The sequence below is a fragment of the Sphingopyxis sp. genome (genome assembly GCF_965227415.1).
In the GTDB taxonomy this organism is placed as follows: Bacteria; Pseudomonadota; Alphaproteobacteria; order Sphingomonadales; family Sphingomonadaceae; genus Sphingopyxis.
In genome coordinates, this window is the sequence record NZ_OZ245749.1 from 3,468,533 (window position 1) to 3,494,240 (window position 25,708).

Genomic DNA, 25,708 nt, shown 5'->3' on the forward strand with positions numbered 1-25,708 from the left:
CCGGAAGGACGAGGTTTATGGCTAACCCACTGCCCCGAACAGCGATCCGATCGCGATCGTCGCTGCCATCGCCATCGCACCCCAGAATGTCACGCGTGCGACCGGGCGCAGCATCGGCGCATTGCCCGCCCGCGCACCCAGCGCGCCCAGCAGCGCGAGGAAGACCAGCGACGCCGCCGACACTGTCCACGGCAGCGATCCGCCGCGGTCGAAAAACAGCGTCGCAAGCGGGAGCGCCGCCCCGACCGTGAAACTCGCCGCCGACGCGATGGCCGCCTGGATCGGCCGTGCCGCCGATTCGCTCGTCAGCCCGAGCTCGTCGCGCAAATGAGTGTCGAGCGCGTCATGCGCGGTGAGCTGCACCGCAACCTGTTCGGCGAGCGCGCGGTCGAGCCCGCGCTGCTCATAGATTTGCGTCAATTCCTCCAGCTCGAACTCGGGATCGGCGGCAAGGTGGCGTTTCTCCAGTTCGACGTCGGACTTTTCGGCGTCGCTCTGCGAGCTGACCGAGACATATTCGCCCGCCGCCATCGACATCGCGCCCGCGACGAGCCCCGCCGTGCCGGTGACGAGGATCGAAGATTGCGCCGCACCCGCCGCTGCGACACCTGCAATCAGGCTCGCGGTCGAGACGATCCCGTCATTCGCACCCAGGATCGCGGCGCGCAGCCAGCCGATCCGCGTGACCGCGTGGGTTTCCTCGTGCACTCCGCCCCCTTCAATATTGCAGCGTCAGCCCCGGCCGCGCCCAGCGTGTCTTCACCAGTCGCCCGGTGCCCGACAGCGTAATATAGGCATCCTGCATATCGGGTCCGCCAAAAGCGATGTTGGTGGTGAAAATATCGTCGGTCTCGACGAACTCGACCAGTTCGCCTTCGGGCGATACGACGCTGATCCCGCATTCGCCGATCGTTGCGACGCAGATATTGCCGTTCGCTTCCATCGCCAGGCTGTCGAAGAATTTATAGCCGGCGGGGCGATAGAGCGGAATGCCGGGGCCGCCGGGGCCTGCGTCGGGAGCGACCTTGCCGGGGGCCGTGATGTTGAATTTCATCAGGCGGCACGTATAGGTTTCGGCGGCGTACAGCGCGTTGCCGTCGGGCGAGATGCCGACGCCGTTCGGGTTGTTCGACGGAAAGATCACTTCCTCGATGAAGCTGCCGTCGGCCTTGGCATAGAAGATGCCGACGATGTCGTGGCAGCGCGCGGCATAGTCGACCTTGCCGTGATCGGTGAACCAGAAGCCGCCGTGCGCGTCGAACATGATGTCGTTCGGGCCGCGCAGGATCACGCCCTTGTCGCCCGATTGATACAGGGTCTCGACCGCACCCGTCTCGATATCGATGCGCTCGATGCGGCCGCCCGAATAGTCGGCGGCAATGCCGTGCGGCGCCAGATAGCCGTCGCTTTCGACATAGTTGAACCCGCCGTTGTTACAGCAATACAGCTTGCCGTCGGGACCGATCGCAAGACCGTTGGGGCCGCCGCCGGGGGTCGCAACGACCTCTTTCCGGCCGCCCGGCCAGCAGCGCGTGATGCGCCCTGCCTCGATCTCGACGACGATGACGCTGCCGTCGGCCATCACGACCGGCGCCTCGGGGAAACGCAATCCGTCGGCGATCAGTTCAAACTCGGCCATCCTCGTCTCCCTCTTTGCTCATTGTCGCGAGTTCAATGGCGTTCGCTGCCGTTTCTTCTTTCGTCACCCCGGGCTTGATCCGGGGTCCATCGAAGCCTGGGAGGCATGAAGGAATGCCGGATCGAGTCCGGCATGACGAATGAGGGGGCAGCGTCTCTCCTTGCTCTCGCGGGCTTCCTATGCTTTGCGGCCATCATGCCCGTTCGCACGCTCTTCGCCACCAATTTTTACGAGGCCGACATCGGCAGCCCCGACCTGCTGGGCGAACTGGCGGAAAGCAGCCGCCTGTTCGCCGAGGAGGATGGCGCGGGCCGGGCGTGGAGCCGCCAGCATGGCTATAAGGGCTACACCAGCTACGCGAGCCTCGGCGATCTGCCCGAGCGCGACCCTGCCTTCCTTGATCTGAGGCGCCTGCTCGACAAGGAAGTGAAGGCCTTTGCCAAAGCGTGCCACTTCGATCTTGCCAAGCCGCTGAAGCTCGACAGTCTGTGGGTCAATGTGATGAAGCCCGGCGGCACGCACAGCGGCCATATCCACCCGCACAGCATCGTGTCGGGGACCTTTTATGTCGCCGTCCCGCCGGGTTCGGGCGCGCTGAAACTCGAAGATCCACGGCTCGCGATGCTGATGGCGGCGCCGGGTCGCACCGACGATGCGCCCCAGCATCTGCTGCCCTTCATCTATGCCGAGCCTGCCGCTGGCCGCGTCTTCCTGTGGGAAAGCTGGCTCCGCCACGAAGTGATGCCGCATGCAGGCAAGGGCGAGCGGATCAGCGTCAGCTTTAACTATCGCTGAGCGCGACTATATCGGACTCCGTCATTGCGAGCGAAGCGAAGCAATCTCCAGCTATCGGCATGGCAAGATAGCACGCTGAGGATTGCCGCGTCGCTTCGCTCCTCGCAATGACGACACTCCAGAATGAAAGTTCCCCCCATGACCGCGACCTACGACGCCGACCTTCAGCTCTTCATCAACGGCGCCTGGCGGAGCGGTGAGGGGCGCGACGAACGGCCGGTCTATAACCCCGCGACCGCGGGCACGATCGCCGAGCTGCCCGTTGCGACCATCGCCGACCTCGACGAAGCGCTCGCCGCGGCGGCCCGCGGCTGGCCCGTCTGGCGCGCCAAGACCGCCGACGAGCGCGCCGCGCTGATGCACAAGGCGGCGGGCATCATCCGCGAACGCGTCGAGCATATTGCGACCTTGCTGACGCTCGAACAGGGCAAGCCGATCGCCGAGGCGCGCGGCGAAGTGCTGTCGGCGGCGGGGCTGTTCGACTATTTCGCCGAGCAGGGCAAGCGCATCGAGGGGCGCGTGCTTCAGCGTCCCTTGGGCCAGCGCGCGATGGTCACCAAGCATCCGGTCGGCCCGGTTGCGGGCTTCAGCCCCTGGAACTTCCCGGTCAATCTGATGGTCAAAAAGATCGCCCCGGCGCTCGCCGCGGGCTGCGTCGTGATCGCCAAGGCGCCCGAGGAAACCCCGGGCTGCACCAGCGCGATCATGCGCTGCATCGCCGATGCGGGCATTCCGGGCGACGTCGTCCAGCTTGTCTATGGCGACCCCGATCAGATCAGCCGGCATCTGCTCGCCAGCCCGGTGATCCGCAAGGTCAGCTTCACCGGTTCGACCGCGGTCGGCAAACATCTGATGAAGCTCGCCGCCGACGGGGTGAAGCGGATCACGATGGAGCTTGGCGGCCACGCCCCGGTGCTGGTGTTCGACGATTGCGACCTGGAAAGCACGCTCGACCGCGTCGTCACCCAGAAATTCCGCAACGCCGGACAGGTCTGCATTTCGCCGACGCGCTTCTATGTGCAACAGGGCATCTACGACGCGTTCGTGAAAGGCTTTGCCGAACGGACGGCGAAGGTGAAGATCGGCAGCGGTTTCGATGCCGACACGCAGATGGGCCCGCTCGCCAACGCGCGCCGGATTCCCGCGCTGGAAGCGCTCGTCGCCGATGCAAAGGCCAAGGGCGCGCGCGTCATCGCGGGCGGCGAGGCGACCGGCAACGGCTATTTCTTCCAGCCGACCGCAATCGCCGACGTGCCGGTCGAGGCCGATGCGATGAACCATGAACCCTTCGGCCCGATGGCGCTGATCCGCCCGTTCGGGACCGAGGACGAGGCGCTCGAACAGGCGAACCGGCTGCCTTATGGCCTGGCGGCGTTTGCATTCACCGAGAATGGCCGCCGTATCAACCGCATCGTCGATACCATCGAAAGCGGCATGGTCGGCGTGAACAGCTTTGTCATCTCGACCCTCGACACGCCGTTCGGCGGGATCAAGGAATCGGGTTTCGGCAGCGAGAGCGGGCCCGAAGGGCTCGACGGCTATCTGGTGACCAAGGCGGTTCATATTTATTGAACCGCCATATTGGGGTGTTCCCCCGCGTAGGCGGGGGCCCATCATCTAACGGTGCAAATTTGCATCCACCGGAGATGGATCCCCGCCTTCGCGGGGACACACGATGGGTTGTGGCGGTGAGCTAATCCCGCTCCAGCGCCACGAAATCGCGGCCCAGCGGCGCCAGATGCGCGCCGCCATCGACGAAGATCGTCTGGCCGGTGACCGCCTCGGCCCGCGCCAGATAGACCACCGCATCGGCGATCTGCCCCGGCGTCGGCAGCGCGCCGAGCGGCATTCGCGCCGCCAGCCGATCGACCTGCGCCGCCGAATAATCCCCGGTCGCCATCGTCAGCCCCGGCGCGACGGCATTGACGCGCGCCCTGTTTCCGAACGCCACCGCCAGCGTCGCGGTCGCCTGCCACAGCGCCTGTTTCGACAGGCTATAGGCGATCTGGTCGGGGACGGGATTGAGCACGCGTTGGTCGACGATATGGACGACCGCCGGTCGCTTGCCTTCGCTGGCGGCGACGAGCGCTTTCGCCAGCATCACCGGAGCATGATGATTGATCTGCATCATCTCGGCGAGCGCGGCTGCCGACAGGTCGGTCCAGTCGCCCTCGGCAAAATGTGCGGCGTTGTTGACGAGCAGGTCGGGGGCGCGGCCGAATTTTGCGATGACCGCAGGAAGCAAGGCATCGACCGCGGCCGGGTCGGCCAGATCGGCGGCGAAGCGGTGCGCCAGCGCGCCCGTTTCGGCGAGTGCGTCGGTCAGCACGGCGTCGGCCTCGGCGGCGCTCCGCTTGTGCAGCGCCAGCGCATAGCCTTCGCGCGCCAGCCGCGCCGAAATCGCCGCGCCGACGCGGTGCAGGCCCCCGGTCACGAGCGCCAGCTTCTGCGTCACTTGCGTGCCCGCCGCATGGTGATGCCGATCTGCTCGTCCTGCTCGGCGATCGCGAGCTTGACGATCTTGACCTCGACCGCCTCGACCTTCGCATCCTGAAGGAACAGCGTATCGATGATATGGTCGGCGACGCTTTCGATCAGCACGAAATGCACGTCCTTGGGGATGCCTTCGGTCGCCGCGAATTTGAGGTGCATATAGTTTTTCGAGCGGCTGAGCGGCGTCGTCGGATCATAATGGCCGGCCATCGCGAGTTTCGCGCGCACCGAGATGCGCAGCGGTTGCGGCAGATGCGTTTCTTCGGAGTAGATGCCGGTCAGCACGTCGACCGTCAGGCCGTCGACTTCGAGCCACAATGTGTCGGTCACGCAAGAATCCTGTTCATCGGGGCTTTGCAACAACGCCGCCGGTCCCTAAAGCGCCGCCGCATTAGCGAAAGGGTGCGCGTTGGTCGAGTTACTTCCATTATCCGGTATCGAGCCGCTGGCGGTCGAGCATTTGCTCGACGCCGCTTTCGGGGCGGATCGCTTTGGACGAACCGCCTATCGCATCCGTGCCGGCATGGATGCGGTCCCGGCCTTGAGTTTTGCGGCGCTCGACGATGGCATTCTCGTCGGCACGATCCAGTGCTGGCCGGTCGCCCACCGCGCCGCCGACGGGACAGCCACGCCGCTCGTCATGGTCGGCCCCGTCGCGGTGCGCCCCGACGTTCAGCGCGGCGGATATGGCCGCGCGCTGATGGCGCATATGCTCGAAGCGGCTGCGACGATGGCCGACAGCGCGCTGGTGATGATCGGCGATCCCGAATATTATGGCCGCTTCTTCGGCTTCGCCGCCGACGCGACGGGCGCGTGGGATCTGCCGGGCCCCTATGAAAAGCACCGCCTGCTCGCGCGCGCGGTGAACGGGCACGGGTTGCCTGTGGGGGCGGGCATGATCGGGCCGCGGTAGCCAGCGTCAGAAAAGGCTGTCCTACATTATTCGGGCGGCATAGCCTTGCGCGATGCTCTCCGTCCTTCACCCCGAACTGCGATTTGCGTGTAAAGTTGCGCAGTTTTCTGCGGTTTCCTCGAACCGGCCCAATCCTGCTCCCCGGCGAAAGCCGCGGCGCATGGACTCCAAGCTCGGCCATTCGGCCTGGACCCCGACTTGCCCCCGGGATCGCGTCAGACGGACTGTGAAAACTGCAATCGCGAGTGAAGTTACACCGTTTTCCGATGATCTTCACGGCCCGGCATCTCGCTCTCTTCGGCTTGGAGCGGCTTTACTTGCGCACCCACCTTCCTATGTCGGGTGCATGGTCACCCCCGCGCCTTCGCTCCCCAAGGATTTCTCGCAGCTCTCGCTGACCGAGGCCGCCGAACTGCTCGCAGCGCGCAAACTGCCGCCGGTCGAGCAATGGCATCCCGACCGCACCGGCGACAGCGCGATGGAAATTCGCGCCGACGGCAGCTGGTTTCACGAGGGTGGACGCATCAACCGGCCGGCGATGGTCAAGCTCTTCTCGACGATCCTGCGCCGCGAGCCCGACGGCAGTCACGTTCTGGTGACGCCGGCGGAAAAAATGGCAATCGCGGTCGAGGATACGCCCTTTCGCGCGGTCGAGATGAAAAGCGAAGGCGAGGGGCGGGCCCGCAAGCTGGTCTTTCGCCTCGGCACCGACGATCTCGTGATGGCCGGCCCCGACCATCCGCTGCGCTTCGGCAGCGACGCCGACACTCCCGATCCGCGGCTTCATGTGCGCGGCGCTGTCGGCAACGGCCTCGAAGCGCGAATCGACCGGGCGCTCTATTACGAGATCGTCGAGATGGCCCTCGCGGACGGCGGCGAACCACCCGCCATCTGGTCGGGCGGCGCTCGCTTCGCGTTGGTGGACGGCTGATGCTGTCCGGAAAATTGCGCACGGCGCTCGACAATCTGCTTCCGGAGGCGGGCGAGGACGAGGGCTATCTTCTGCACGGCGGAACGTTGCGCGATGCGGCGGTGCTGATCGCCTTCACCGACCGCCCCGAACCCGGCGTGATTCTGACCCAGCGCCCGCAATGGCTGCGCAGCCATGCGGGGCAGGTTGCGTTTCCGGGTGGCAAGATCGATCCCGGCGACCGCGACGCGATCGACGCCGCGCTGCGCGAAGCCGAAGAGGAAATCGGCCTCCACCGCCGCGATGTGACGATCGCGGGGACGACCGACGCCTATCGCTCGGGCAGCGGCTATCACATTACGCCCGTGCTCGGCGTCATTCCGCCCGACCTGCCGCTCGACCCCAATCCGGACGAGGTCGAGGAGTGGTTTGAAGTACCGCTCGAGATATTGTTCGACCCCGGTAATTATCAGTTGCACCATGCGAACTGGCAGGGGCAGGACCGCCATTACTACGACATGGACTGGCAGGGACGGCGGATCTGGGGCGTGACGGCGGATATCATCATCAATCTGGCGCGGCGCCTGCCCGCGGGGTGGCATCGGTGACCAGGCTGCCCGACGCCGAATGGCGCCATGCTCCAGGGCTTCGGCGGACCGTCGCGGCGCTGCGCGCCGACGGCGGCGCCGTGAAGGTCGTGGGCGGCGCGGTTCGCGACACGCTGCTCGGCCTGCCCGTGACCGACATCGATCTCGCGACCCCGCTGCTGCCGCAAGACGTGACGAAACGGCTGGAGGCGGCCGACATCAAGGTGATTCCCACGGGCATCGCCCATGGAACGGTAACGGCGATCGCGAGCGGCCATCATCACGAGATCACGACGCTGCGCCGCGATGTCGAAACCGACGGGCGCCGCGCGACGATCGCGTTCGCCGACGATTGGCGCGAGGATGCGGCGCGGCGCGATTTCACGATCAATGCGCTCTACGCCGACCCCGACAGCGGACAGGTCGACGACTGGTTCGGCGGGATCGACGACTTGCGGGCGGGGTGCGTCCGCTTCATCGGCGATGCGGCGACGCGGATCGCCGAAGATCATCTGCGGATCCTGCGCTTCTATCGGTTCGCGGCGCGCTTTGGCGACAGCGATCTCGAACCCGTCAGCCATGCGGCCGTCATTACGGCGCGGCAGTCGCTCAAGAGCCTGTCGCGCGAACGCGTCGCCGACGAGCTTCTCAAGATTCTGTCGCTGCCCGATCCGCGTGCGATCGTCGGACAGATGGCGGCCGACGGCATTTTCGAGGTGATCCTGCCCGAGTTGGTCGATGATTTTGCGACGACACTCGACCGCTTGCTCGCCAATGAAGGCGCCGTCGGCGTTGCGCCCACGCCGCTGCGCCGCTTCGCGGCGCTGTTACCGTCTGACGCAGCGATCGCCGAACAGGTGGCGAGTCGGCTGCGGCTGTCGACGCGGCAACGCAAGCACCTCGGCGCCGTGGCGGCGCGTCGCGGCGCGCCATCGCCGGCGCGACAACTCGCGCATGGCATCGGCATCGAGGGTGCGCGCGATGCCTGGTTGCTGGCGGGCGATCCGGCGACCGCGAAAGCGGCCGTCGATGCGCTCAACGATTGGCACGTCCCGCAGCTTCCGATGAAGGGCGGCGATATTATCGCGCGCGGCGTCACGGCCGGTCCCGAAGTTGCACGCATCTTGCGCGCCGTCGAGGCGGCGTGGGTGGCAGAGGATTTTCCCGACGCAGTGCGCGTCGCGGCGCTGGCCGATCAGATGATCGGACGCGCCAGCGACTGGCGCCAATAGGCAATCGCGGCATCGGCTTGCATCGGGTGCGCGAACAGGAAACCCTGCCCGAAATCGCAGCCCAGCGCGGACAGCAGCCGCGCCTGGTCGGCGGTCTCGACACCTTCGGCCGTGGTGCGCATGCCCAGCACTTCGGCAAGGCTCTGGATCGTGCGGACGATCGCCGCCTTGTCGCGGTCCTCGACCATATGATCGACGAAGCTGCGGTCGATCTTGAGCACATCGAGCGGCAGGCGCTGCAGATAGGCGAGGTTCGAATAACCCGTGCCGAAATCGTCCATGGCGACCCGTGCGTTCAGCGCCTTGAGTTCGCTCAGCACCGACAGCGCCAGGTCGGGGTCGCCGATGATGGCACTTTCGGTGAGTTCGATCATCAACCGTTCGCCGCCGACGCCGCTGGCGCTGAGCGCCTCGCGCACCACCGCGGCGACGTCGTCGCGCACAAGCTGGATCGCCGAGACATTGACCGAAATATAGCAGTCGACCGCGGTCCCGCCATTCTGGCGATCCCAATCGGCCAGCGTCGCGGCCGCCTTGCCGATCGCCCATTGGCCGAGCGGTACGATCAGCCCCGAATCTTCGGCGATGGGAATGAATTCGGTCGGAGAGATCGACTGGCCGGCGCCGGTGTTCCAGCGTGCCAGCGCTTCGAATCCGGCAACCTTGCCGGTCGACAATTCGATCAGCGGCTGGAAATCGAGGTGCAGCCGGTCCTGCTCGATCGCGTTGCGCAATTCGGTTTCAAGGCCAAAGCGATTGTCGGAGATCAGCGCGGCTTCGGGTTCGTAGATCTCGATCCGGTCGGTGCGTTTCGCTCGTTTCAAGGCGATCTGGGCATGGCGGATCTGATCGGCGATATCGGTGTCAATATCGTGCTGGATGGCGCAGCCTAGGGCACAGTCGACGCTGACTTTCAGTTCGCCGATCCGGAAAGGATGGTCGAAACAGCCGCGAATGCGCCGCGCCATTTCGCGGACATCGGCCTTGCCGCCCGCGACGCGCGACGAGATGGCGAACTCGTCACCGCCGGTGCGTGCCAGGATGTCACCACTGCGCAGGCTCGACTTCAGCCGGCGTGCGACGGTGATGATCAGCTCGTCGCCCGCCATCGGGCCGATATGTTCGTTGATGCGGCTGAAACGCGCCAGATCGAGCAACAGGATCGCATGGTCGCCGCTGCCCTCCAGATCGCCGCGCTGTTCGACCAGCTCCTCGAACCCGGCGCGATTGGGCAGGCCGGTCAGGCTGTCGGAGACGAGCTCGCGGCGCAGGTTGCGCTCGGTCATCATCTCCTGCGTGCGGTCGATCAGCGTCAGCAGGAACAGCGACGTGTCGCCGCTCTCTTCGGTCAGCGGGCCGATCGAACCGCGCAGGTCGCGCGCCGCGACGCCGACACCGAGTCGGCACGAGAATTCCTGGTTGCCGTCGCCATGTTGCGCGGCACGCTCGATCGCGCGGCGAAGCTCGATCGGGGCATCGACGCCGGCGGGGGAAAGCCCCAACCGGTCGAATGCGGCGTTGCTGGCGTGGAGGCTGAAATTGCCACGCGAAAGGGGTCGGATCAGCGCAGCGGGAACCGGTAAGGCGTCGATCCAGCCGACAAACAGCGAGGGCCGGTCTCCGCCGGTTCTATCAATAGGCATAAGAGTGGGTTTTGTGCGACCTTTCCCCATTGCCCCTGAACTAGGGACGGGGAGTAAATAAGCTATTTACGGCAACATCCGAATGCGATCAGTTGAAGCGGTTGTTTCGAGGGAAGCCGGTTGGCGGCATGCGGCCCGACGCGCCACGCGCCACGCGCCACGGCCCGACGTCGGTTTCGGTGCGCGTGCGGCCGGTATCGCCGCCCATCGCCCAGCTCAATCCCTCGGCGAAAACAAAGCTGATGGCATCGGACAATCCGCCATCGCGATATTTTTGCAGCATGACGCCCTGGCCGCGCGCCATCACCGGAACTTCGGCGAGCGGGAAGACAACGAGTTTGCGGTTCTCGCCGACGACAGCGACGCTGTCGTCGCTGGCGACGATCGGATGGACGATGCTCAGCTGTGCCTTCGGCTTCAAATTGACGACGTTGCGGCCCTTGCGCGTCTCGGCGATCACCTCGGCCATCTGGGCGATGAAGCCATGGCCGCTTGTCGAGGCGAGCAGCAGGCGGCCGTCGGCGCTGGCGGGCAGCATCGCGACAATCCGCGCATCGGGATCGATATCGACCATCAGCCGCAGCGGTTCGCCGAACCCACGCCCTCCCGGCAGCTTGTCGGCGCCGACGGTGTAGAAACGCCCGTCGCTCGCTGCGATCAACAGCTTGTCGGTCGTCTGCGCGCGCGCCGCGAACAGCAGCTCGTCGCCGTCCTTGAACTTGAACTCGCTCCACTGGTCGGATGCGACATGGCCGCGCTGGGCGCGAATCCACCCGCGTTTCGACAGGATCACCGTCACCGGTTCCTTGTCAATCATTGCGTCGAGCGGAATGTCGCGGGCGGGCGCGGCTTCGGCGAGCGTCGTCCGGCGTGCGCCGAGCAGCGTCTCGGGGCCATAGACAGCGCGGAGCGCGCCGAGGTCGCGCTTGAGCCGCGTGCGCTGGCGCGCCGGGCTTTCGACAAGCTTCACTAGCTCCTCGCGCTCGGCGCTGAGATCGTCCTGCTCGCGCTTGAGCTCCATTTCCTCCAGCCTGCGCAAGGACCGCAGGCGCATGTTCAGGATCGCCTCGGCCTGTCGGTCGGTGAGCATGAATTCCACCATCATCACCTGTTTGGGCTCGTCCTCGGTGCGGATGATCTCGATGATCCGGTCCAGATTGAGGAACGCGATCAGGTAGCCCGCGACCAGCTCGAGCCGGTCGTCGATCTTGGCGATGCGGTGGTTCGCGCGGCGGATCAGAACGACGATCTGATGCTCGAGCCATTCGGTGAGGAGCTGGTGCAGCCCCATCACCTTCGGCGTGCGCGTCGCATCGAGTACGTTGAGGTTGAGCGCGAACCGCGTTTCGAGCTCGGTCAGCCGGTACAGGCTTTCCTTCAATATATCGGGGTCGACGTTGCGGCTCTTGGGGACGATGACGATGCGCAGGTCCTCGGCGCTTTCGTCGCGGACATCCTCGAGGATCGGCAGTTTCTTGTCGGCGATCAGCTGCGCGATCTGTTCGATCAGCTTGCCCTTGGCGACGCCATAGGGAATTTCGCTGATGACGAGCTGCCAGATGCCGCCTGCCTGTTTCTCGATCCCGCTGTCTTCCCAACGGCCGTCGGCCTGCTTGCCGGTCGAGAAGCGCGCGCGAACGCGAAAGCCGCCGCGACCGGTTTCATAGGCGTGGGTGATCGTCTCCGCGCTGTCGACGATGATCCCGCCGGTCGGGAAGTCGGGGCCTTTCACATGCTCCAAGAGCTCTGAAAGCTCCGCTTTCGGATTTTCGATCAGCAACAGTGCAGCGTCGATCACTTCGGCGGCATTGTGCGGCGGGATGTTCGTCGCCATGCCGACCGCAATCCCGCTCGCGCCATTGGCAAGCAGGTTCGGGAAGAGACCCGGCATGATCTCGGGCTCTTCATCCTCGCCATTATAGGTCGGTTTGAAATCGACGGTGCCTTCGTCGAGCCCCTGCATCAGGTCGACCGCGACGCGCGTCAGCCGCGCTTCGGTGTAGCGATAGGCCGCGGCATTATCGCCGTCGATATTGCCGAAATTGCCCTGGCCGTCGACGAGGGGATAGCGGAGCGAGAAGTCCTGCGCGAGGCGGACCATCGCATCATAGACCGCCGTGTCGCCGTGCGGGTGGAATTTGCCGATCACGTCGCCGACGACTCGCGCCGACTTCTTGTACCCCTGCGACGGGTCGAGCCGCATCGCGCGCATCGCCCACAGCAGGCGACGGTGAACGGGCTTCAACCCGTCGCGCAGATCGGGCAGCGATCGCGCCGTGATCGTCGACAGCGCATAGACAAGATAGCGTTCGGACAGCGCGCTGTCGAACGGGGTGTCGGTCATGCCGGGGACGGGTTCGGAAGGTGGAAGGTCGTCGGTGGTGCTCGCCATTATCGGGCGCCGATAGCAAGGCTGGCGTTACAAGGCAAAGGGCTTAGGGCCTGTCGGCATAGGCCTTCACCAGATCGAACATGAAATCACGGCCGACATAAAGCGCCTTCACTTCGGCGCGTTCGTTGAGGCCGTGGACGCCATTGCCGTCAGGGTCGCCCCAGATACCCGGGATGCCATAGGTCGGGATGCCCGCGGCGCCCAGAAACGTGGCGTCGGTATAGCCGTTCGCCATCGACGGGATGACCTTCAGCCCCGGCCAATATCTGGCGACGAGCTTTTCCATCGGCGCGAGGATCTTTGGGTCGAGCGGCGGCGCGGGCGGGGCGGGGCGCTTTGGCGGGAGCTGCGTGATCGTGACGCCGGGGTCGCCGATCACCGTCGCCAGCTCGTCGCGGATGCTTTCGATGCTGTGGCCGGGAAAGATGCGGCAGTTGACGTTCGCCCCGGCGCGCTGTGGCAGCGCGTTGGGCGCATGGCCGCCGTCGAGCAGCGTTGCGACGCAGGTGGTGCGAAGATTGCCGTGGAGGAAGCGGTCCTTGTTGACGATCGCCTCGGCCTGCTTGTCGCCGAGGTTCTTCGACAGCGCGATCATCGCGGTCCCGACGTCGTCGCCGCGCGCCGCGCCCGCTTCGGCAAAGAAGCGCCGGGTCGTGTCGGTCATCTCTGCCGGAAATTCATACTCGTCGATCTTGGTCAGCGCGCGCGCGAGTTGATAGATCGCATTGTCGCGCACCGGGACCGAGCTGTGGCCGCCGGGATTGCGGGTTTCGAGGCGGAAATTGGCGAAGGTTTTTTCGCCGACCTGTACCGACTGGCCGATGACCTTGCCTTTGCCGTCGCTGTCGCCACCGCCGCCCTCGTTCAGCGCGAATTCGGCATCGATCAGGTCGCGCTTGTTCGCGGCGAGCCATTCGGCGCCGTTGAACGCGCCATTGGTCTCCTCGCCGCAGGTCAGCGCCAGCTTGATCGTGCGCTTGGGCTTATAGCCCTGCTGCTTGAAGCGAAGCAGCGTGTCGACCCAGACCGCCGCCTGCGCCTTGTCGTCGAGCGTGCCGCGACCATAGAAATAGCCATTTTCCTCGATCATCTTGAACGGATCGCGCTCCCAATCCTCGCGCTTTGCCTCGACGACGTCGATATGTGCGACGAGGAGGATCGCCTTCGCCTTGGGCCGGGTGCCGGGATAGACCACGACCAGCCCGCCTTCCTTTGGATGGTCTTCGGCGATGAACAGGATCAGCTGGTCGCCGGGAAAGCCCGCGGCCTGCATCCGCGCCAGCATCCGCTGCGCGGCGAGCGTGCAGCTGCCCGAAGACAAGGTCGTGTTGGTCTCGACAAGCTCCTTGTAGAGGTCGCGGAACGCAAGCTGGTCCGGGCGCGGCTGGGCTTCCTGCGCCACCGCCGGTGCGGCGAGCAGCAAAGCGGATGTCAGCAGCGCGGTCAGCTTTTTCATCGATGGTCTCCCCTGTCGATCCGATGGGAGCAGAAAGCGCCGATGGCCGCAAGCTGCTTGCGCACGGCGATGCTTTCGCGCAATCGGGGGCGGGAGAAGGGGAGAGTGAGTGACGCGTATCGAAGACGATCCACCGGGGCTGGTGGCGCGCGCCGTGCGGCGGTTTTTGCTGCTGCTCTACCGGATGCGCGGCTGGACCGCGGTTGGCGAGATTCCCGAGCCACGGCGCTTCATCATCATCGCCGCGCCGCACACGAGCAATTGGGACTTTGTGAACTATCTTGGCCTCACCGCCGACCTGGGCGTGCGGGCGCATTTCATGGGCAAGCTGTCGCTGTTCAAATGGCCGATCGGCGGGTTCATGAAGCAGATGGGCGGCGTTCCGGTCGATCGAAGGAATGCGAGCAATGCCGTGCAGCAGATGGTCGATGAATTTGCGCGCCGCGCCGAATTCATGCTGACCGTCGCGCCCGAAGGAACGCGCGGCAAGGCGAAGAAATGGCGCACCGGCTTTTACCAGATCGCGCTTGCGGCGAAGGTGCCGATGGTCGTCGGGATGATGGATTATGGGACCAAGACGGGCGGGCTCGGTCCGCTGATCTGGCCGACAGGCGATTTCCGCGCCGACATGATGAAGGTACTCGACGTCTATAAAAGCTGCATTCCCAAATTCCCCGAGCGGGCGGTGCGGTCGATCGACGATATTGTCGGGACGGATGAGGAAGGTGCGCGCCGATGAGCGATGCGTTGGCGATGCTTGGGTTCAACTTCGCCGGTCTGATCGCGGTGATCCTGACCCTGTGGTGGATTTCCACTCTGATCCGCGACGTCTCGTTCATCGACGCCTTCTGGGCGTTCGGAATGGTGCTGCTGGCGTGGGGCAGCGCCTGGCAGACGGGCGGCGAGGGACTGCACGGCCGGTTGTTGCTCGGACTGACGACCTTGTGGGGCCTGAGGCTCGCGGCGCATCTCTTTTTCCGCTGGCGCGCGCATGGCGAGGACCCGCGTTATGCCAGGATTATGGCGCGGACGATGGAGGCGAAGACATGGAGCTGGGCGAAGGTCGCATTGCTCACCGTCTTCCTCACGCAGGCGCCTTTGCTGTTCATTACCTGCCTGCCGGCGCAGATCGGCATCTGGGCGAGCGCGGCGGACCCGGCACCGGGTGTCGGAATAGCGGGACTGACCGGAGTGGTGGCGGCGCTGGTCGGGATTGGTTTCGAGACGATCGGCGACGCGCAACTCGACCGGTTCCGCAAGGATGCGGCGAACAAGGGCAAGGTGCTCGACACCGGCCTGTGGCGCTACACGCGCCACCCCAATTATTTCGGCGATGCGCTGACCTGGTGGGGACTGTGGCTGGTCGCCGCCGACCTGAGCTGGGGCGTCGCCCTGGCGAGCGTGATCGGACCGCTGTTCCTGACCTTCACCCTCATCAAATGGTCGGGCAAGGCGCTGCTCGAAAAAGGGCTGCACAAGACGCGGCCTGACTATGCTGCTTATGTTCAGCGTACCTCGGGCTTCGTTCCATGGCCGCCAAAGACCAAGGCCTAGGAAGCGAGGCGACGCCCGCCGATGCCGGCGCGCTCGGCGACGCGCCGCGCATCCGCGCGATCCTGACCGCGGCCGCGCGCGAAGGGCGCAGCGTCAGCTATTCCGAACTGCTCGGCGACCTGGGGTTTCGCTTCACGCGGCCCAAGATGCGCGCCGTGTGCAAGGCACTCGCCGAAGTCGACCGGCTCACCGCGCTCGACGGCGAGCCCGACCTTGCCGTGCTGCTGGTGCGCGAAAGCGACCGCCTGCCGGGGCAGGGCTGGTGGGTCGGCGGGACGGCTTTGCTGCTCGGCTATCACGGCCCGTGGGAGGGCGCGGCGGCGGCGCGGTTCATCCGCGAGCAGCAGCAGGTGGTGTTCGATTATTGGCAGGGGCGGTGACTGCCAACGATCGGTTGCCACGCCCTCGATCATCGTCGCCCCGGGCTTGATCCGGGTTCCAGGACCCCAACGCCGCGGTGGATCCCGGATCAAGTCCGGGATGACGAACCGCAGAGAATCTACTCCAAGGCCGACTTTTCCTCTTGGTCACCCCGGACTAGTTTTTCAGCCCGATCTCGCGCAACCGTTCCTGCAAATATTCATCCGCGGTGATCGGCGTCGGATAGAGGTTCGGGTGCGCGGCGCTGACGCAGCTTTCCAGCGTCTCGATCGGATAGTCCGAGCGAAAATGCAGGAAGAAAGGCATCGAATAGCGCGCGACGCTGGCGCGACCGGCGTCGGGATTGCGGACGCGGTGGGTGGTGGAGGGCAGCTTGTTGTTGGTCAGCCGCTGCAGCATGTCGCCGACATTGACCGCCATCGCCCCCGGTGGCGGGCTGACCGGTAGCCAGCTGCCGTCCTTGTCGAGGATTTCCAGGCCGGCTTCTTCGGCGCCCAAGAGCAGGGTGATCGTGTTGATGTCCTCATGCGCTTCGGCGCGGATGCCCTTCGCGGGCGCCGCGACCGGCGGATAATGGAGCAGGCGCATCACGCTGTTACCGTCGGCGACGGTGTCGTCGAAGAAATCGGGCGCGAGGCCGAGGTAGCGGGCGATGCCCGACAGCAGGCGGCCGCCGACGCGGTCGAACTCGGCGAATAATTTGTCATAGGCGGCGCGGAAGCCATCGACTTCGGCGGGCCAGACATTGTTCGGCTGTTGCGAGGCGAGGCGGTGGCCCGCGGGCAGATCGCGGCCGACGTGCCAGAATTCCTTGAGGTCGACTTCCTTTGCGCCCTTGGCGATTTCGGTGCCGAAGGGCGTGTAGCCGCGCGCGCCGCCGCCGCCGGGAATGTGGTAGCCGCGCTTCTGGTCCTCGGGCAGCGCGAAGAAGGCTTTGGCCTTGTCCCAGGCTTCGTCGATCAGTGCTGGGTCGATGCCATGGTCGGTGATCATCGCGAAGCCGAAGCGTTCGAACGAGGCTCCGAAATCCTTTGCGAACTGATCGGCGGGAAGCGACATCGAAATGGTCGGAACAGCGGCAGTCATATCATCATCCATTTTAGGCGGGGCCGGGCCTCCGCGACTCTGGCTTCCGCATGTAGGACCGTCGACGATGGAGGGAAAGAGGCTCGCTCTTTTCAAACCGGCGGCGATTGCTAAGAGAGCGGCATGGCAAAATCATATTGGCTGATGAAATCCGAACCCGACGCCTATGCGTGGGACCAGCTCGTCAAGGACGGTACGGGGATGTGGGACGGGGTGCGCAATCACACCGCGAAGCTCAATCTGATGGCGATGAAGGTCGGCGACGAAGCGCTGTTCTATCACAGCAATATCGGCAAGGAATGCGTCGGGATCATGAAGGTCATCGAGACTGCCTCGCCCGATCCGACCGCCGAAAAGGGCACGCCCTGGGTCATCGTCCGCGTCGCACCGGTGCGTGCGCTGAAGCATCCGGTGACGCTGGCGGCGATCAAGGCCGATCCGAAGCTGGCCGATATGGACCTGATCCGCCAGTCGCGACTGTCGGTCGGGCGCGTCACGCCCGACGAGTGGAAGCATATCCTGCAAAAGTCGGAAAAGCCCGAAGGCTGAACTTGCCGCCGATCAGCAGCCGAGCTTGATCTGCATATGTTGCGCCACCGACGGGTGGAGCGGATGGACGAACTCGCAACCGTAACTATTGCCTTCGGCGCGGCGGACGACAGCTTCGAGCGGCTGAAGCCCCGGCAGGTTGACCCAGATATGCTTGCCGATCCCGGGCCGGAACGACGTCACCATGCGAAAGCCGGTCGACGACAGGTCGAACAGCTCCGCGCCGAACGGATTGAGGCCCGGCTCACGAAATCGTGCGCGGGCTTGCACGGTGGCGCGTTCGGAGCGGCGTCCCTGCGTCGTGGCTTTTGTTCTCGTCAGCACTTTGCGAATCCCACCCGGTCTGTTTGATTCGCTGGATTTACCGCCTTGCTGGTTATCGCAAAGTGAAGAAACATGGTGAAAATTCAGGTCATAGGCGGGGCATTGCCGACCGTCATCAAATGGCTGGGATAGGCGGTCACCAGCTGCGATGCGTCGCGCCATTCGGCGGTCAGCCAGCGCTCATGATCTTCAGGATGCAGGATCACCGGCATCGCGTTCGGCTGATAGCGTTCGACGAGGCTGTTGGGGTCGGTGGTGAGCACCGCAAAGCTTGGCCAATCGTCGCTCTGGCGATGAATTCCGGCGAAAGCGATGAGCGGTCGACCGGGGAGCGAGAACCAGTGTTGGCGCCGCGCGCCGTCGGGGCCCGACCATTCGGCAAAGCTCGTCGCGGGGATCAGGCAGCGCAGTTCGGGGTGGCGTAGCGTGCCGATCCAGAAGGGACTCGACAGGTTGCGGACCGTGGTCACGGGCTGCGTCCCGCGCGGCGGCGGCGGCACGCCCCACAGCTTTGGGCGCAAATAGCGGCGCGGACCGCCGCGGCTGTCGGGCACGATGACGGGTGCGGGACGACCGGGCGCGACATAGTCGCCGGACCAGGGATCATCGCCCGCTTCGACGCCGAACGTGGCGGAAATCCTGGCTGCTGACGCGTCGAGCCGATAGAGAATCATCGCGCGCGCTAGTCGGTGCTGCGGATACGGCCGCGGCCGGCCTTCACCGTGCTGCGCGCCTTCTTGCTGTCGACGCGGCGCGCCTTGGCGGCCTTGCTCGGCTTGGTCTTGATCCGCCGTTCGGGGCGGACGAGCGCGGCATCGACCAGCTCGTTCAGCCGCGCGCGGGCGTCGGCGCGGTTCGCCTCCTGCGTGCGAAACCGGCGGGCGAGGATGATCAGTTCGCCTTCGGTCGTCATCCGGCTGCCCGCAAGCGTCTTCAGCCGTTTGAAAACGTCGGGCGCCAGGCCGAGCGCGTAGACGTCGACGCGGAGCTGGCATGCCGTCGCGACCTTGTTGACATTCTGACCACCGGGTCCCGTGCCCGCGAGAAACTTCTCGCTGATCGCGCTTTCGGGGATCTCAGCCACGCGTTGGCTCCGCTCCCTCCGGCGCCGCAAAGCCCAGCGCGAGGAAGCGGTCGGGGAAGGGCGCCTCGGCAATTATTGACGGCTTGACGTCACGTTTGACGACCAGCCTTTCGGCATGCAGCATCGTGCGGGTCTTGGTGCCGCCGCGCCCGTACACGGGATCGCCGACGATCGGAAAACCCAGGCCTTCGAGGGCGTGGACGCGCAGCTGGTGCGTGCGGCCGGTTTCGGGGCGGAAGCGGAGCAGGCTGCGGCCATCGACGACGGCGAGCTTTTCCCAGTGCGAGACCGACGGCTTGCCTTTCGGATCGCCGATCATGCGCCAGCCGTCCTCGGCGGTCGATACTTTGGCCAGCGGCAGGTCGATCGTGCCGCTGTCGCCTTCGACGAGCCCATCGACGATCGCGAGATATTGTTTTTCGACCTCGCGGCCTTCGAAGGCGCGGGTGAAACGGCCGTGCGCCTTGGGATTGCGGGCAAGGAGCAGGCATCCCGAGGTGTCGCGATCAAGCCGGTGCACCGCGAGCGGCCAGCGTTTGAAGCCGAACTTCAACAGGTCGAGATGGTTCTCGAGGCTGATGCTGCCGTCGCGCGGGCGGTCGACGGGCAGGCCCTCGGGCTTGTCGATGACGATCGCCTCGCCGTCGAGGAATAGGATGCGGTCTGAAAGGAGCATGGCGCGCTATAGGCGGACCATGGGTCAGCCGAAAGCGTAAACGTCCATCGCGAGCACCGCGTAGGTTGTGCTGTCGTGCAGGCGCTTGGCCATGAGGCCGCGCTCGTCGGCACCAGCGCCCATCGCGACGAACAGCGGCAGGATATGATCGGGGGTCGGGTGATTGTCTCGACCGTGTGGCGCGCGCTCGACGGCGTGCAGCACATCGTCGACGGCGTTCGCTTCCATGCGCCCCGCAACCCAGGCGGTGAAGTCGCTCACCCATGCCGGCGCGGGGGCGCCGATGGCCGGGCGGGCGGTGAAGAAGGCGCGCAGGTTATGCGTGATGCTGCCCGACCCGATAATCAGCACGCCCTCGTCGCGCAGCGGCGCGAGCGCCTGACCCAGCGCATAGTGCCATTCGGGCGATGCATTCGACGCGATCGACAGCTGGACGACGGGAATGTCGGCGTCGGGGTAGATGACCGACAGCGGCACCCACGCGCCATGGTCGAGGCCGCGGTCGGGATCGGGCGTGACCGCAAGGCCGTGGCCTGTGAACAGATCGACGATCCGCCGTGCGAGCGCCGGATCGCCGGGTGCTGGATAACGCATGGCGAACAGCTCGTCGGGAAAGCCGCCGAAATCGTGGATCGTTGGCGGTGCAGCCGAGGCGGTCACGGTCGCGCGGCCGCCTTCGTGCGCTGCATCATGATGCGCCGACACGACCAGGATGGCGCGAGGGCGCGGCAGGCGGGTGCCCAGCCCGGCGAGGAAAGTCCGCGCCGGGCTGGGCTCGAGCGCCATCATCGGCGAGCCATGCGAAAGGAATAGACTCGGGAGACGGCGCATCGGGTCAGGCTGCCTGCTTCAGATCGTCGATTGTCGCGGTGGCGCGGTTGACGGCGCCTTCGTCCATCATCTGCTGGCCGGCATCGATGACCGTGACGTCGGTGATGCCGACGAAGCCGAGCACCTGAAGCATATAGCGGCTCGCAAAATCATAGTCGCTGCCGACCGGCACGCCGCCCGAGGCGACGACCAGATAGGCCTTCTTGCCGGTCAACAGGCCTTCGGGGCCGGTTTCGGTATAGCGGAAGGTGCGGCGGGCGCGGGCGATCAGGTCGACCCATGCCTTCAAGGCGGCGGGAATGCCGAAGTTATAGACCGGCACGCCGATGACGATCGTGTCGGCGGCCTCGAGTTCGGCGATCAGCGCGTCCGAGCTGGCGAGCGCGGCCTTCTGTTCGGCGCTGCGCTCGGCATCGTCGGTGAAGTTCGCGAACACCCAGCTTTCGTCGAGCAGCGCGGGCGGGGTCGCGGCGAGGTCACGGTGAACGACCTTGGCGCCATAGCTCTGCCCGAGCAGGCGCTCGACGAGGTGGTCGGTCAGGCTGCGGGTCGTCGAGCCCTGGCTGCGGGCGCTGGCATCGATACGAAGGATATGGGTCATGATACTACTCCTTGGGACTGACTTGAAAGGAAAGGGTGGCTTGAAAGGAAAGGGGTGGGCCGCCGCCAACAGGGAGGGGGACAGACGGCGGCCCGAGGGAGTTTCTTCAGAGGCTGTCGACCAGCACCAGTTCGGCGTCGTCGAGCGCTTCGACCTCGATCGTGCCGACATCGCGGAGTGCGATGCCGTCGCGGGGATCGGCGTCCGTGCCATTGACGCGGATGCGGCCCTTGGCTGCGACAAGGTAGGCGTGGCGTCCGGCTTCGAGGTCATAGGAGACGCTCTCGCCCGCATTGACCGTTGCTGCTGCCACACGGGCATTGGCGCGGATGGGCAGCGCTTCATCGCCTTCGATGCCGCTCGCGAGGGTCACGAACTGGCCCGAGCGATCATTTTTGGGAAACTGGCGCGCGCCCCAGCCGGGATTGCCGCCGTCGCGATCGGGCATGATCCAGATCTGGAACAGCGTCGTTTCCTCATTTTCGAGGTTGAACTCGCTGTGCGTCACGCCGGTGCCGGCACTCATCACCTGGACATCGCCCGCCGCCGTGCGGCCGGTGTTGCCCATGCTGTCGCGGTGCGTGATCGCGCCGGTGCGGACATAGGTGATGATTTCCATGTCGCGGTGCGGGTGCGGCGGGAAGCCGGCCTGCGCTGCGATGGCATCGTCGTTCCAGACGCGCAGCGCGCCCCAGCCCATGCGATCGGGTTCATAATAGTTGGCGAAGGAAAAATGGTGGCGGGCGTCGAGCCAACCGTGGTTGGCGTGGCCCAGGGTGTCGAATTTGCGGATGTCGATCATGGGGCAATCCTTTCTGTCTTGGCGACCTTCCCCTTATCGGCGAGGGCCGGGGGAAGCTGTTGAAGACAAAATAGGGATTACGATCGTTTCTAAAATAGCGTAGATGGAAAACCATTGTTTCCATTTTGGAGTCATTATGTCGCTTCCCGATTATGAAGGCTGGGCCTGTTTCGTGGCGGTCGTCGACGGTGGCAGCTTCACTGCGGCGGCGGCGGCCCTCGGATTATCCAAGGCGAGCGTGTCGAAAGCGGTGACGCGGCTCGAAACGTCGCTGGGCATCACCTTGCTCCACCGCAGCTCGCGCGTTGTTGCGGTGTCGACTGCGGGCGCCGGGCTGATCGACGAGGCGCGCGCGATGGTGGCCGCCGCCACCGCGGCGACCGAGGCGGCGCGCGGCGACCGCGTCGACCTGGCGGGGCCGATCCGCCTCGCGGCCCCCATGAGCTTTGGGATCAAGGTGCTTGGCCCCCCGCTTGCGGCCTTCCTCGATCAGCATCCGGCGGTCGAGATCGAGGTGTTGCTGAGCGATGCGCGCAACGATCCCGTCGCCGAAGGGATCGACCTGACGCTGCGCATTGCGCCGCTCGCCGATTCCAGCCTGCTCGCGCGGACGATCGCGCCGGTCGCGGCCTCGGTGCTTGCGAGCCCGGCCTATCTGCAGAAGCACGGCACCCCGAAACATCCGCTCGAACTCGCCGGGCACCGGCTCGTCGGTTACGGCCATCGCCAGCGCGCGACGCCGCTTCACTTCCATCGCGAGGGCGAGGAAGCGACGGTGCTGCCATCGGGTCCGCTGTTCACCAACAATGGCGATGTCGTCGTCCCGCTGCTCGTCGCGGGCGGCGGGGTCGCGGTGCTGCCCGACTTCATCGCGGCCGAAGAACTGGCGTCGGGAAAGCTGGTTCAGATCCTGACCGACTGGTCGCTGCCGCAGGCCTATCTGCATCTGCTTTCGCCGCCATCGCGGCTGCGCCCGGCGCGCGTGCGCGCGCTGTCGGACTATCTCGTCGACAATCTGAAGCTGTCCTGCACCGGCGCCCACGAGCAGTATCTGGCGATGCGGAAAGCGTGAGGTCGACGAATCGGCTGTGACATATTGGCCGCGACTCGTGGATTCCTGCGGGTTAAATCAAAATTAACCTTTTCCCTTCATTGCTTTCATGGTTAATGTTCCGGCAGTCCCGCAACGGGGGTTCGGTCGGCGCATCCAAGGGGTCATGCGATCGGGTTCGCGGGGCCATCGTGGGAACAATCAAGGGGTGCCCAATGCGCGTACTGCTGATCGAGGACGAGCCGACGACCGCGAAAGCGATCGACACGATGCTCACGACCGAAGGCTTCAATGTCTATACCACCGACTTGGGTGAGGAAGGCTTGGACCTGGGTAAGCTCTATGATTACGACATCATCCTGCTCGACCTGAATCTGCCTGACATGCACGGCTATGACGTGCTGAAAAAGCTCCGCACCGCAAAGGTGCAGACGCCGGTGCTGATCCTGTCGGGCGTTTCGGAAATGGATTCGAAGGTGCGCTCGTTCGGCTTTGGCGCCGACGATTATGTCACCAAGCCTTTCCATCGCGACGAGCTGGTCGCCCGCATTCATGCGGTCGTCCGCCGCTCGAAGGGCCACAGCCAGAGCGTCATCAAGACGGGCAAGCTGGCGGTCAATCTCGACACCAAGACGGTCGAGGTCGACAGCACCCGCGTGCATCTGACCGGCAAGGAATATCAGATGCTCGAACTGCTGAGCCTGCGCAAAGGCACGACGCTGACCAAGGAAATGTTCCTGAACCACCTGTACGGCGGCATGGACGAGCCCGAATTGAAGATCATCGACGTCTTTATCTGCAAACTGCGCAAGAAGCTCGCGCTCGCGTGCAACGGCGAAAATTATATCGAGACGGTCTGGGGCCGCGGTTACGTTCTTCGCGATATCGACGAAGAAGGGAATGAAGTGCGCCGGGTCGCCTGAGCCGCTTCACCATCGAGTTTTAACGGGGGACCCGGCGCGGAGCGATCCGCGCCGGTTTTCTTTTGTGCGGGCGCTTCTTGTTGCGGGACGAGCCGCGACCATATCGGCCGTTCGATCATCAGAAAGGCCGAGCCCCGACATGCCCGCGAGCAACATTTATTATCAGGGGCCCCTCTCCGACCATTTCGACGGGATCAGGTTCCTCAATCCTGCGGGCGAGCCGGAGACCGACCGGTCGCTCGGCGATGTCCTGCGGTGGCGGCGCACGGCGCCCGACACGCCCTGGCCTTCGGCAGTCGAGGTTGTGCCCGTGGTTCCCGATGTCCGAGTGGATGGTCTGCGCGTCACGATGGTCGGCCATGCAACCTTGCTGATCCAGCTTGGCGGATTGAATATCCTGACCGATCCGGTCTGGTCGGATCGGGCAAGCCCGCTTGCCTTTGCGGGTCCCAGGCGCGTGACCTCGCCGGGGATCGAACTCGACGCGCTGCCGCCGATCGACGCGATCCTGCTGTCGCACAACCATTATGATCATCTCGACATGGCGGCGCTCCGGATGCTCCACGCGCGCCATGATCCGCTGATCGTCACGCCGCTCGGCAATGATGCCATCGTCCATCGCCACCTGCCCAAGGCGCGGATTCAGACCGGCGATTGGGGCGACGCGATCGACTTCGCTCCGGGCGCAAAGGCGCACATCGTGCCTGCGCTGCACTGGTCGTCGCGGGGGCTGCGCGATCGGCGCATGGCGCTGTGGGGCGGCTTCATGGTCGAGGCGGCGGGTAAGCTGGTCTATTTCGCGGGTGATACCGGCTATGGCACCGGCAATATCTTCCGGGGCATCCATGCGCGCTTCGGGGCGCCCGATCTCGCCATCCTGCCGATCGGCGCCTATGATCCGCGCTGGTTCATGGCCGCGCAGCATTGCGATCCCGAAGAGGCCATCCAGATCATGCTCGACACCGGCGCGAAAGCGGCGGTCGGGATGCACTGGGGGACGTTCAAGCTGACCGACGAAACCCGCACCGATCCGACCGAGCGCCTGTCGGCCGGATTGATGGCACGCGGTATCGATCCCGGCCGCTTTGTGGCCCTCCACCCGGCAGACGTCGCGGATTTCGGCTGATTAGGGGGCGGGTTTTTCTCCCCTCCCGCAGGCGGGAGGGGGATTCGGTCGCTGCGGCTAGTCGGCCGCTGTATATCCTGCCTTCGTCATTCCCGCGAAAGCGGGGAGATGGCCGCTTGCCGCCGCGACAGGCCCTTCGATTCCCTTCACCGCTTCCGCCCGAAATGGCCCGGCAGATTCGCCGCGCGTGTGACGCCCGGGCGCCAGGTGTCGACCTTTGGTGCGGGGACGATCTGGAAATCGGAGATGCTGTCGGCTGAGCGCAATTCATCGCCATGCGACGCGCGCAGGCGGACGGTTTCAACCGGTTTGTCGGTTTCAACGCCGAAACGCTTGTCCACCACCCAGCGCACCGTGCCGAGCATCGGTTCGTGTCCTGGCAGAAAAACAGTGATGCGCTCGCCGATATTCAACGCATGCGGACCCACGCCGCCGACGCCGGTTTCGGACACATTGCGCAAAGTCACGTCGAAACGTCCGAGTCGCTGGCAGCCGAGCGAAGCCTTTACCAGACGCGACTGTCGCGGCTGGCGCTTCTCGGCGGCTAAGGCTGAGGCGGTTGCCTCGGGATTCGGCATGGACGACCAACATTCTTTCCGCCCTGCTCCCACGCCAGGCGGTTATTTTGGTCCCATCGATGCCATAACGCGCGAAGGTAAA

General features: G+C 65.2%; 29 protein-coding genes. 13 read left to right on the forward strand and 16 right to left on the reverse strand.

The window, feature by feature from the left end:
• Positions 1–21: 21 nt before the first annotated feature.
• Positions 22–708, reverse strand: coding sequence for a VIT1/CCC1 transporter family protein (locus tag ACO055_RS16860; protein WP_422059993.1), 687 nt, complete (start codon positions 706–708; stop codon positions 22–24).
• A 10-nt stretch (positions 709–718) separates the two neighbouring features.
• Positions 719–1,639, reverse strand: coding sequence for an SMP-30/gluconolactonase/LRE family protein (locus tag ACO055_RS16865; protein ID WP_422059994.1), 921 nt, complete (start codon positions 1,637–1,639; stop codon positions 719–721).
• A gap of 195 nt (positions 1,640–1,834) precedes the next feature.
• Between ACO055_RS16865 and ACO055_RS16870 the strand changes: the two genes are divergently transcribed.
• Positions 1,835–2,434 (forward strand): TIGR02466 family protein, encoded by a 600-nt coding sequence (locus ACO055_RS16870; RefSeq protein WP_422059995.1) that lies wholly within the window; start codon positions 1,835–1,837, stop codon positions 2,432–2,434.
• A gap of 138 nt (positions 2,435–2,572) precedes the next feature.
• The gene (locus tag ACO055_RS16875) at positions 2,573–4,006 is read left to right on the forward strand and encodes an NAD-dependent succinate-semialdehyde dehydrogenase (RefSeq protein ID WP_422059996.1); all 1,434 of its coding nucleotides are present in this window, start codon (positions 2,573–2,575) and stop codon (positions 4,004–4,006) included.
• 121 nt (positions 4,007–4,127) lie between these two features.
• On the opposite strand, the gene ACO055_RS16880 is transcribed toward ACO055_RS16875, so the two are convergent.
• Both ACO055_RS16880 and ACO055_RS16885 read right to left on the reverse strand, forming a co-directional pair.
• The gene (locus tag ACO055_RS16880; RefSeq protein WP_422059997.1) at positions 4,128–4,889 is read right to left on the reverse strand and encodes an SDR family oxidoreductase; all 762 of its coding nucleotides are present in this window, start codon (positions 4,887–4,889) and stop codon (positions 4,128–4,130) included.
• A complete protein-coding gene (locus tag ACO055_RS16885) occupies positions 4,886–5,257 on the reverse strand; it encodes a dihydroneopterin aldolase (RefSeq protein ID WP_422059998.1) in 372 nt (123 codons plus the stop codon). The genes ACO055_RS16880 and ACO055_RS16885 overlap by 4 nt, the downstream gene beginning before the upstream one ends.
• A 79-nt stretch (positions 5,258–5,336) precedes the next feature.
• On the opposite strand from ACO055_RS16885, the gene ACO055_RS16890 reads away from it, so the two are divergent.
• The 4 genes from ACO055_RS16890 to ACO055_RS16905 all read left to right on the forward strand — a co-directional run bounded on the left by ACO055_RS16890 (position 5,337) and on the right by ACO055_RS16905 (position 8,569).
• Complete coding sequence (locus ACO055_RS16890) at positions 5,337–5,840, forward strand: GNAT family N-acetyltransferase (RefSeq protein WP_422059999.1); 504 nt, start codon at positions 5,337–5,339, stop codon at positions 5,838–5,840.
• Between the two features lie 346 nt (positions 5,841–6,186).
• Positions 6,187–6,771 carry a DUF1285 domain-containing protein gene (locus ACO055_RS16895; RefSeq protein ID WP_422060000.1) on the forward strand — a complete coding sequence of 195 codons (585 nt, stop codon included), beginning with the start codon at positions 6,187–6,189 and terminating at the stop codon, positions 6,769–6,771.
• Positions 6,771–7,358 (forward strand): CoA pyrophosphatase, encoded by a 588-nt coding sequence (locus tag ACO055_RS16900; RefSeq protein WP_422060001.1) that lies wholly within the window; start codon positions 6,771–6,773, stop codon positions 7,356–7,358. The genes ACO055_RS16895 and ACO055_RS16900 overlap by 1 nt, the downstream gene beginning before the upstream one ends.
• Positions 7,355–8,569 (forward strand): CCA tRNA nucleotidyltransferase, encoded by a 1,215-nt coding sequence (locus ACO055_RS16905; protein ID WP_422060002.1) that lies wholly within the window; start codon positions 7,355–7,357, stop codon positions 8,567–8,569. The genes ACO055_RS16900 and ACO055_RS16905 overlap by 4 nt, the downstream gene beginning before the upstream one ends.
• Here the strand turns inward: ACO055_RS16905 and ACO055_RS16910 are convergent.
• The 3 genes from ACO055_RS16910 to ACO055_RS16920 all read right to left on the reverse strand — a co-directional run bounded on the left by ACO055_RS16910 (position 8,533) and on the right by ACO055_RS16920 (position 14,060).
• On the reverse strand, positions 8,533–10,212 hold the full coding sequence (locus ACO055_RS16910; RefSeq protein ID WP_422060003.1) for a putative bifunctional diguanylate cyclase/phosphodiesterase: 1,680 nt from the start codon (positions 10,210–10,212) through the stop codon (positions 8,533–8,535). The genes ACO055_RS16905 and ACO055_RS16910 overlap by 37 nt on opposite strands.
• An 88-nt stretch (positions 10,213–10,300) precedes the next feature.
• Entirely contained in the window at positions 10,301–12,604 is a 2,304-nt protein-coding gene (gene parC, locus ACO055_RS16915; protein WP_422060004.1) for a DNA topoisomerase IV subunit A, read from the reverse strand.
• Positions 12,605–12,647: 43 nt separating this feature from the next.
• Positions 12,648–14,060, reverse strand: a complete 1,413-nt coding sequence (locus tag ACO055_RS16920; RefSeq protein WP_422060005.1) for a M20/M25/M40 family metallo-hydrolase — start codon at positions 14,058–14,060, stop codon at positions 12,648–12,650.
• 109 nt (positions 14,061–14,169) lie between these two features.
• On the opposite strand from ACO055_RS16920, the gene ACO055_RS16925 reads away from it, so the two are divergent.
• From ACO055_RS16925 to ACO055_RS16935, 3 genes are read left to right on the forward strand one after another with little or no spacing between them, the layout of a single operon-like run.
• The gene (locus ACO055_RS16925; RefSeq protein ID WP_422060006.1) at positions 14,170–14,799 is read left to right on the forward strand and encodes a lysophospholipid acyltransferase family protein; all 630 of its coding nucleotides are present in this window, start codon (positions 14,170–14,172) and stop codon (positions 14,797–14,799) included.
• Positions 14,796–15,614, forward strand: a complete 819-nt coding sequence (locus tag ACO055_RS16930) for a DUF1295 domain-containing protein (RefSeq protein ID WP_422060007.1) — start codon at positions 14,796–14,798, stop codon at positions 15,612–15,614. Before ACO055_RS16925 ends, ACO055_RS16930 begins: the two co-directional genes overlap by 4 nt.
• Positions 15,590–15,994, forward strand: coding sequence for a ribose-phosphate pyrophosphokinase (locus ACO055_RS16935; RefSeq protein WP_422060008.1), 405 nt, complete (start codon positions 15,590–15,592; stop codon positions 15,992–15,994). Before ACO055_RS16930 ends, ACO055_RS16935 begins: the two co-directional genes overlap by 25 nt.
• A gap of 157 nt (positions 15,995–16,151) precedes the next feature.
• Here the strand turns inward: ACO055_RS16935 and ACO055_RS16940 are convergent, their stop codons facing one another.
• Positions 16,152–17,081, reverse strand: coding sequence for an isopenicillin N synthase family dioxygenase (locus tag ACO055_RS16940; protein WP_422060009.1), 930 nt, complete (start codon positions 17,079–17,081; stop codon positions 16,152–16,154).
• 123 nt (positions 17,082–17,204) lie between these two features.
• Here ACO055_RS16940 and ACO055_RS16945 point away from each other — a divergent pair, with 123 nt between their 5' ends.
• Positions 17,205–17,630 carry an EVE domain-containing protein gene (locus ACO055_RS16945; protein WP_422060010.1) on the forward strand — a complete coding sequence of 142 codons (426 nt, stop codon included), beginning with the start codon at positions 17,205–17,207 and terminating at the stop codon, positions 17,628–17,630.
• Between the two features lie 12 nt (positions 17,631–17,642).
• Here the strand turns inward: ACO055_RS16945 and ACO055_RS16950 are convergent, their stop codons facing one another.
• The 7 genes from ACO055_RS16950 to ACO055_RS16980 form a co-directional block, all read right to left on the reverse strand.
• Positions 17,643–17,954, reverse strand: coding sequence for a PilZ domain-containing protein (locus ACO055_RS16950; protein WP_422060011.1), 312 nt, complete (start codon positions 17,952–17,954; stop codon positions 17,643–17,645).
• A gap of 83 nt (positions 17,955–18,037) precedes the next feature.
• The gene (locus tag ACO055_RS16955) at positions 18,038–18,628 is read right to left on the reverse strand and encodes an SOS response-associated peptidase family protein (RefSeq protein WP_422060012.1); all 591 of its coding nucleotides are present in this window, start codon (positions 18,626–18,628) and stop codon (positions 18,038–18,040) included.
• A gap of 8 nt (positions 18,629–18,636) precedes the next feature.
• Positions 18,637–19,038 carry an alternative ribosome rescue aminoacyl-tRNA hydrolase ArfB gene (arfB, locus tag ACO055_RS16960; protein WP_422060014.1) on the reverse strand — a complete coding sequence of 134 codons (402 nt, stop codon included), beginning with the start codon at positions 19,036–19,038 and terminating at the stop codon, positions 18,637–18,639.
• The gene (locus tag ACO055_RS16965; RefSeq protein ID WP_422060015.1) at positions 19,031–19,714 is read right to left on the reverse strand and encodes an RluA family pseudouridine synthase; all 684 of its coding nucleotides are present in this window, start codon (positions 19,712–19,714) and stop codon (positions 19,031–19,033) included. Before ACO055_RS16965 ends, arfB begins: the two co-directional genes overlap by 8 nt.
• Before the next feature lie 24 nt (positions 19,715–19,738).
• Complete coding sequence (locus tag ACO055_RS16970) at positions 19,739–20,503, reverse strand: DODA-type extradiol aromatic ring-opening family dioxygenase (protein WP_422060016.1); 765 nt, start codon at positions 20,501–20,503, stop codon at positions 19,739–19,741.
• 46 nt (positions 20,504–20,549) lie between these two features.
• The gene (locus tag ACO055_RS16975) at positions 20,550–21,146 is read right to left on the reverse strand and encodes an FMN-dependent NADH-azoreductase (protein WP_422060017.1); all 597 of its coding nucleotides are present in this window, start codon (positions 21,144–21,146) and stop codon (positions 20,550–20,552) included.
• 106 nt (positions 21,147–21,252) lie between these two features.
• Positions 21,253–21,948, reverse strand: a complete 696-nt coding sequence (locus tag ACO055_RS16980) for a pirin family protein (RefSeq protein ID WP_422060018.1) — start codon at positions 21,946–21,948, stop codon at positions 21,253–21,255.
• Positions 21,949–22,084: 136 nt separating this feature from the next.
• Here ACO055_RS16980 and ACO055_RS16985 point away from each other — a divergent pair, with 136 nt between their 5' ends.
• The 3 genes from ACO055_RS16985 to ACO055_RS16995 all read left to right on the forward strand — a co-directional run bounded on the left by ACO055_RS16985 (position 22,085) and on the right by ACO055_RS16995 (position 25,048).
• Positions 22,085–23,020, forward strand: coding sequence for a LysR family transcriptional regulator (locus ACO055_RS16985; protein ID WP_422060019.1), 936 nt, complete (start codon positions 22,085–22,087; stop codon positions 23,018–23,020).
• A 194-nt stretch (positions 23,021–23,214) separates the two neighbouring features.
• Complete coding sequence (ctrA, locus tag ACO055_RS16990) at positions 23,215–23,922, forward strand: response regulator transcription factor CtrA (RefSeq protein WP_422060020.1); 708 nt, start codon at positions 23,215–23,217, stop codon at positions 23,920–23,922.
• A gap of 139 nt (positions 23,923–24,061) precedes the next feature.
• The gene (locus ACO055_RS16995) at positions 24,062–25,048 is read left to right on the forward strand and encodes an MBL fold metallo-hydrolase (RefSeq protein ID WP_422060021.1); all 987 of its coding nucleotides are present in this window, start codon (positions 24,062–24,064) and stop codon (positions 25,046–25,048) included.
• A gap of 146 nt (positions 25,049–25,194) precedes the next feature.
• Here ACO055_RS16995 and ACO055_RS17000 read toward each other — a convergent pair whose 3' ends face one another.
• A complete protein-coding gene (locus ACO055_RS17000; protein ID WP_422060022.1) occupies positions 25,195–25,626 on the reverse strand; it encodes a PilZ domain-containing protein in 432 nt (143 codons plus the stop codon).
• Positions 25,627–25,708: the final 82 nt, after the last annotated feature.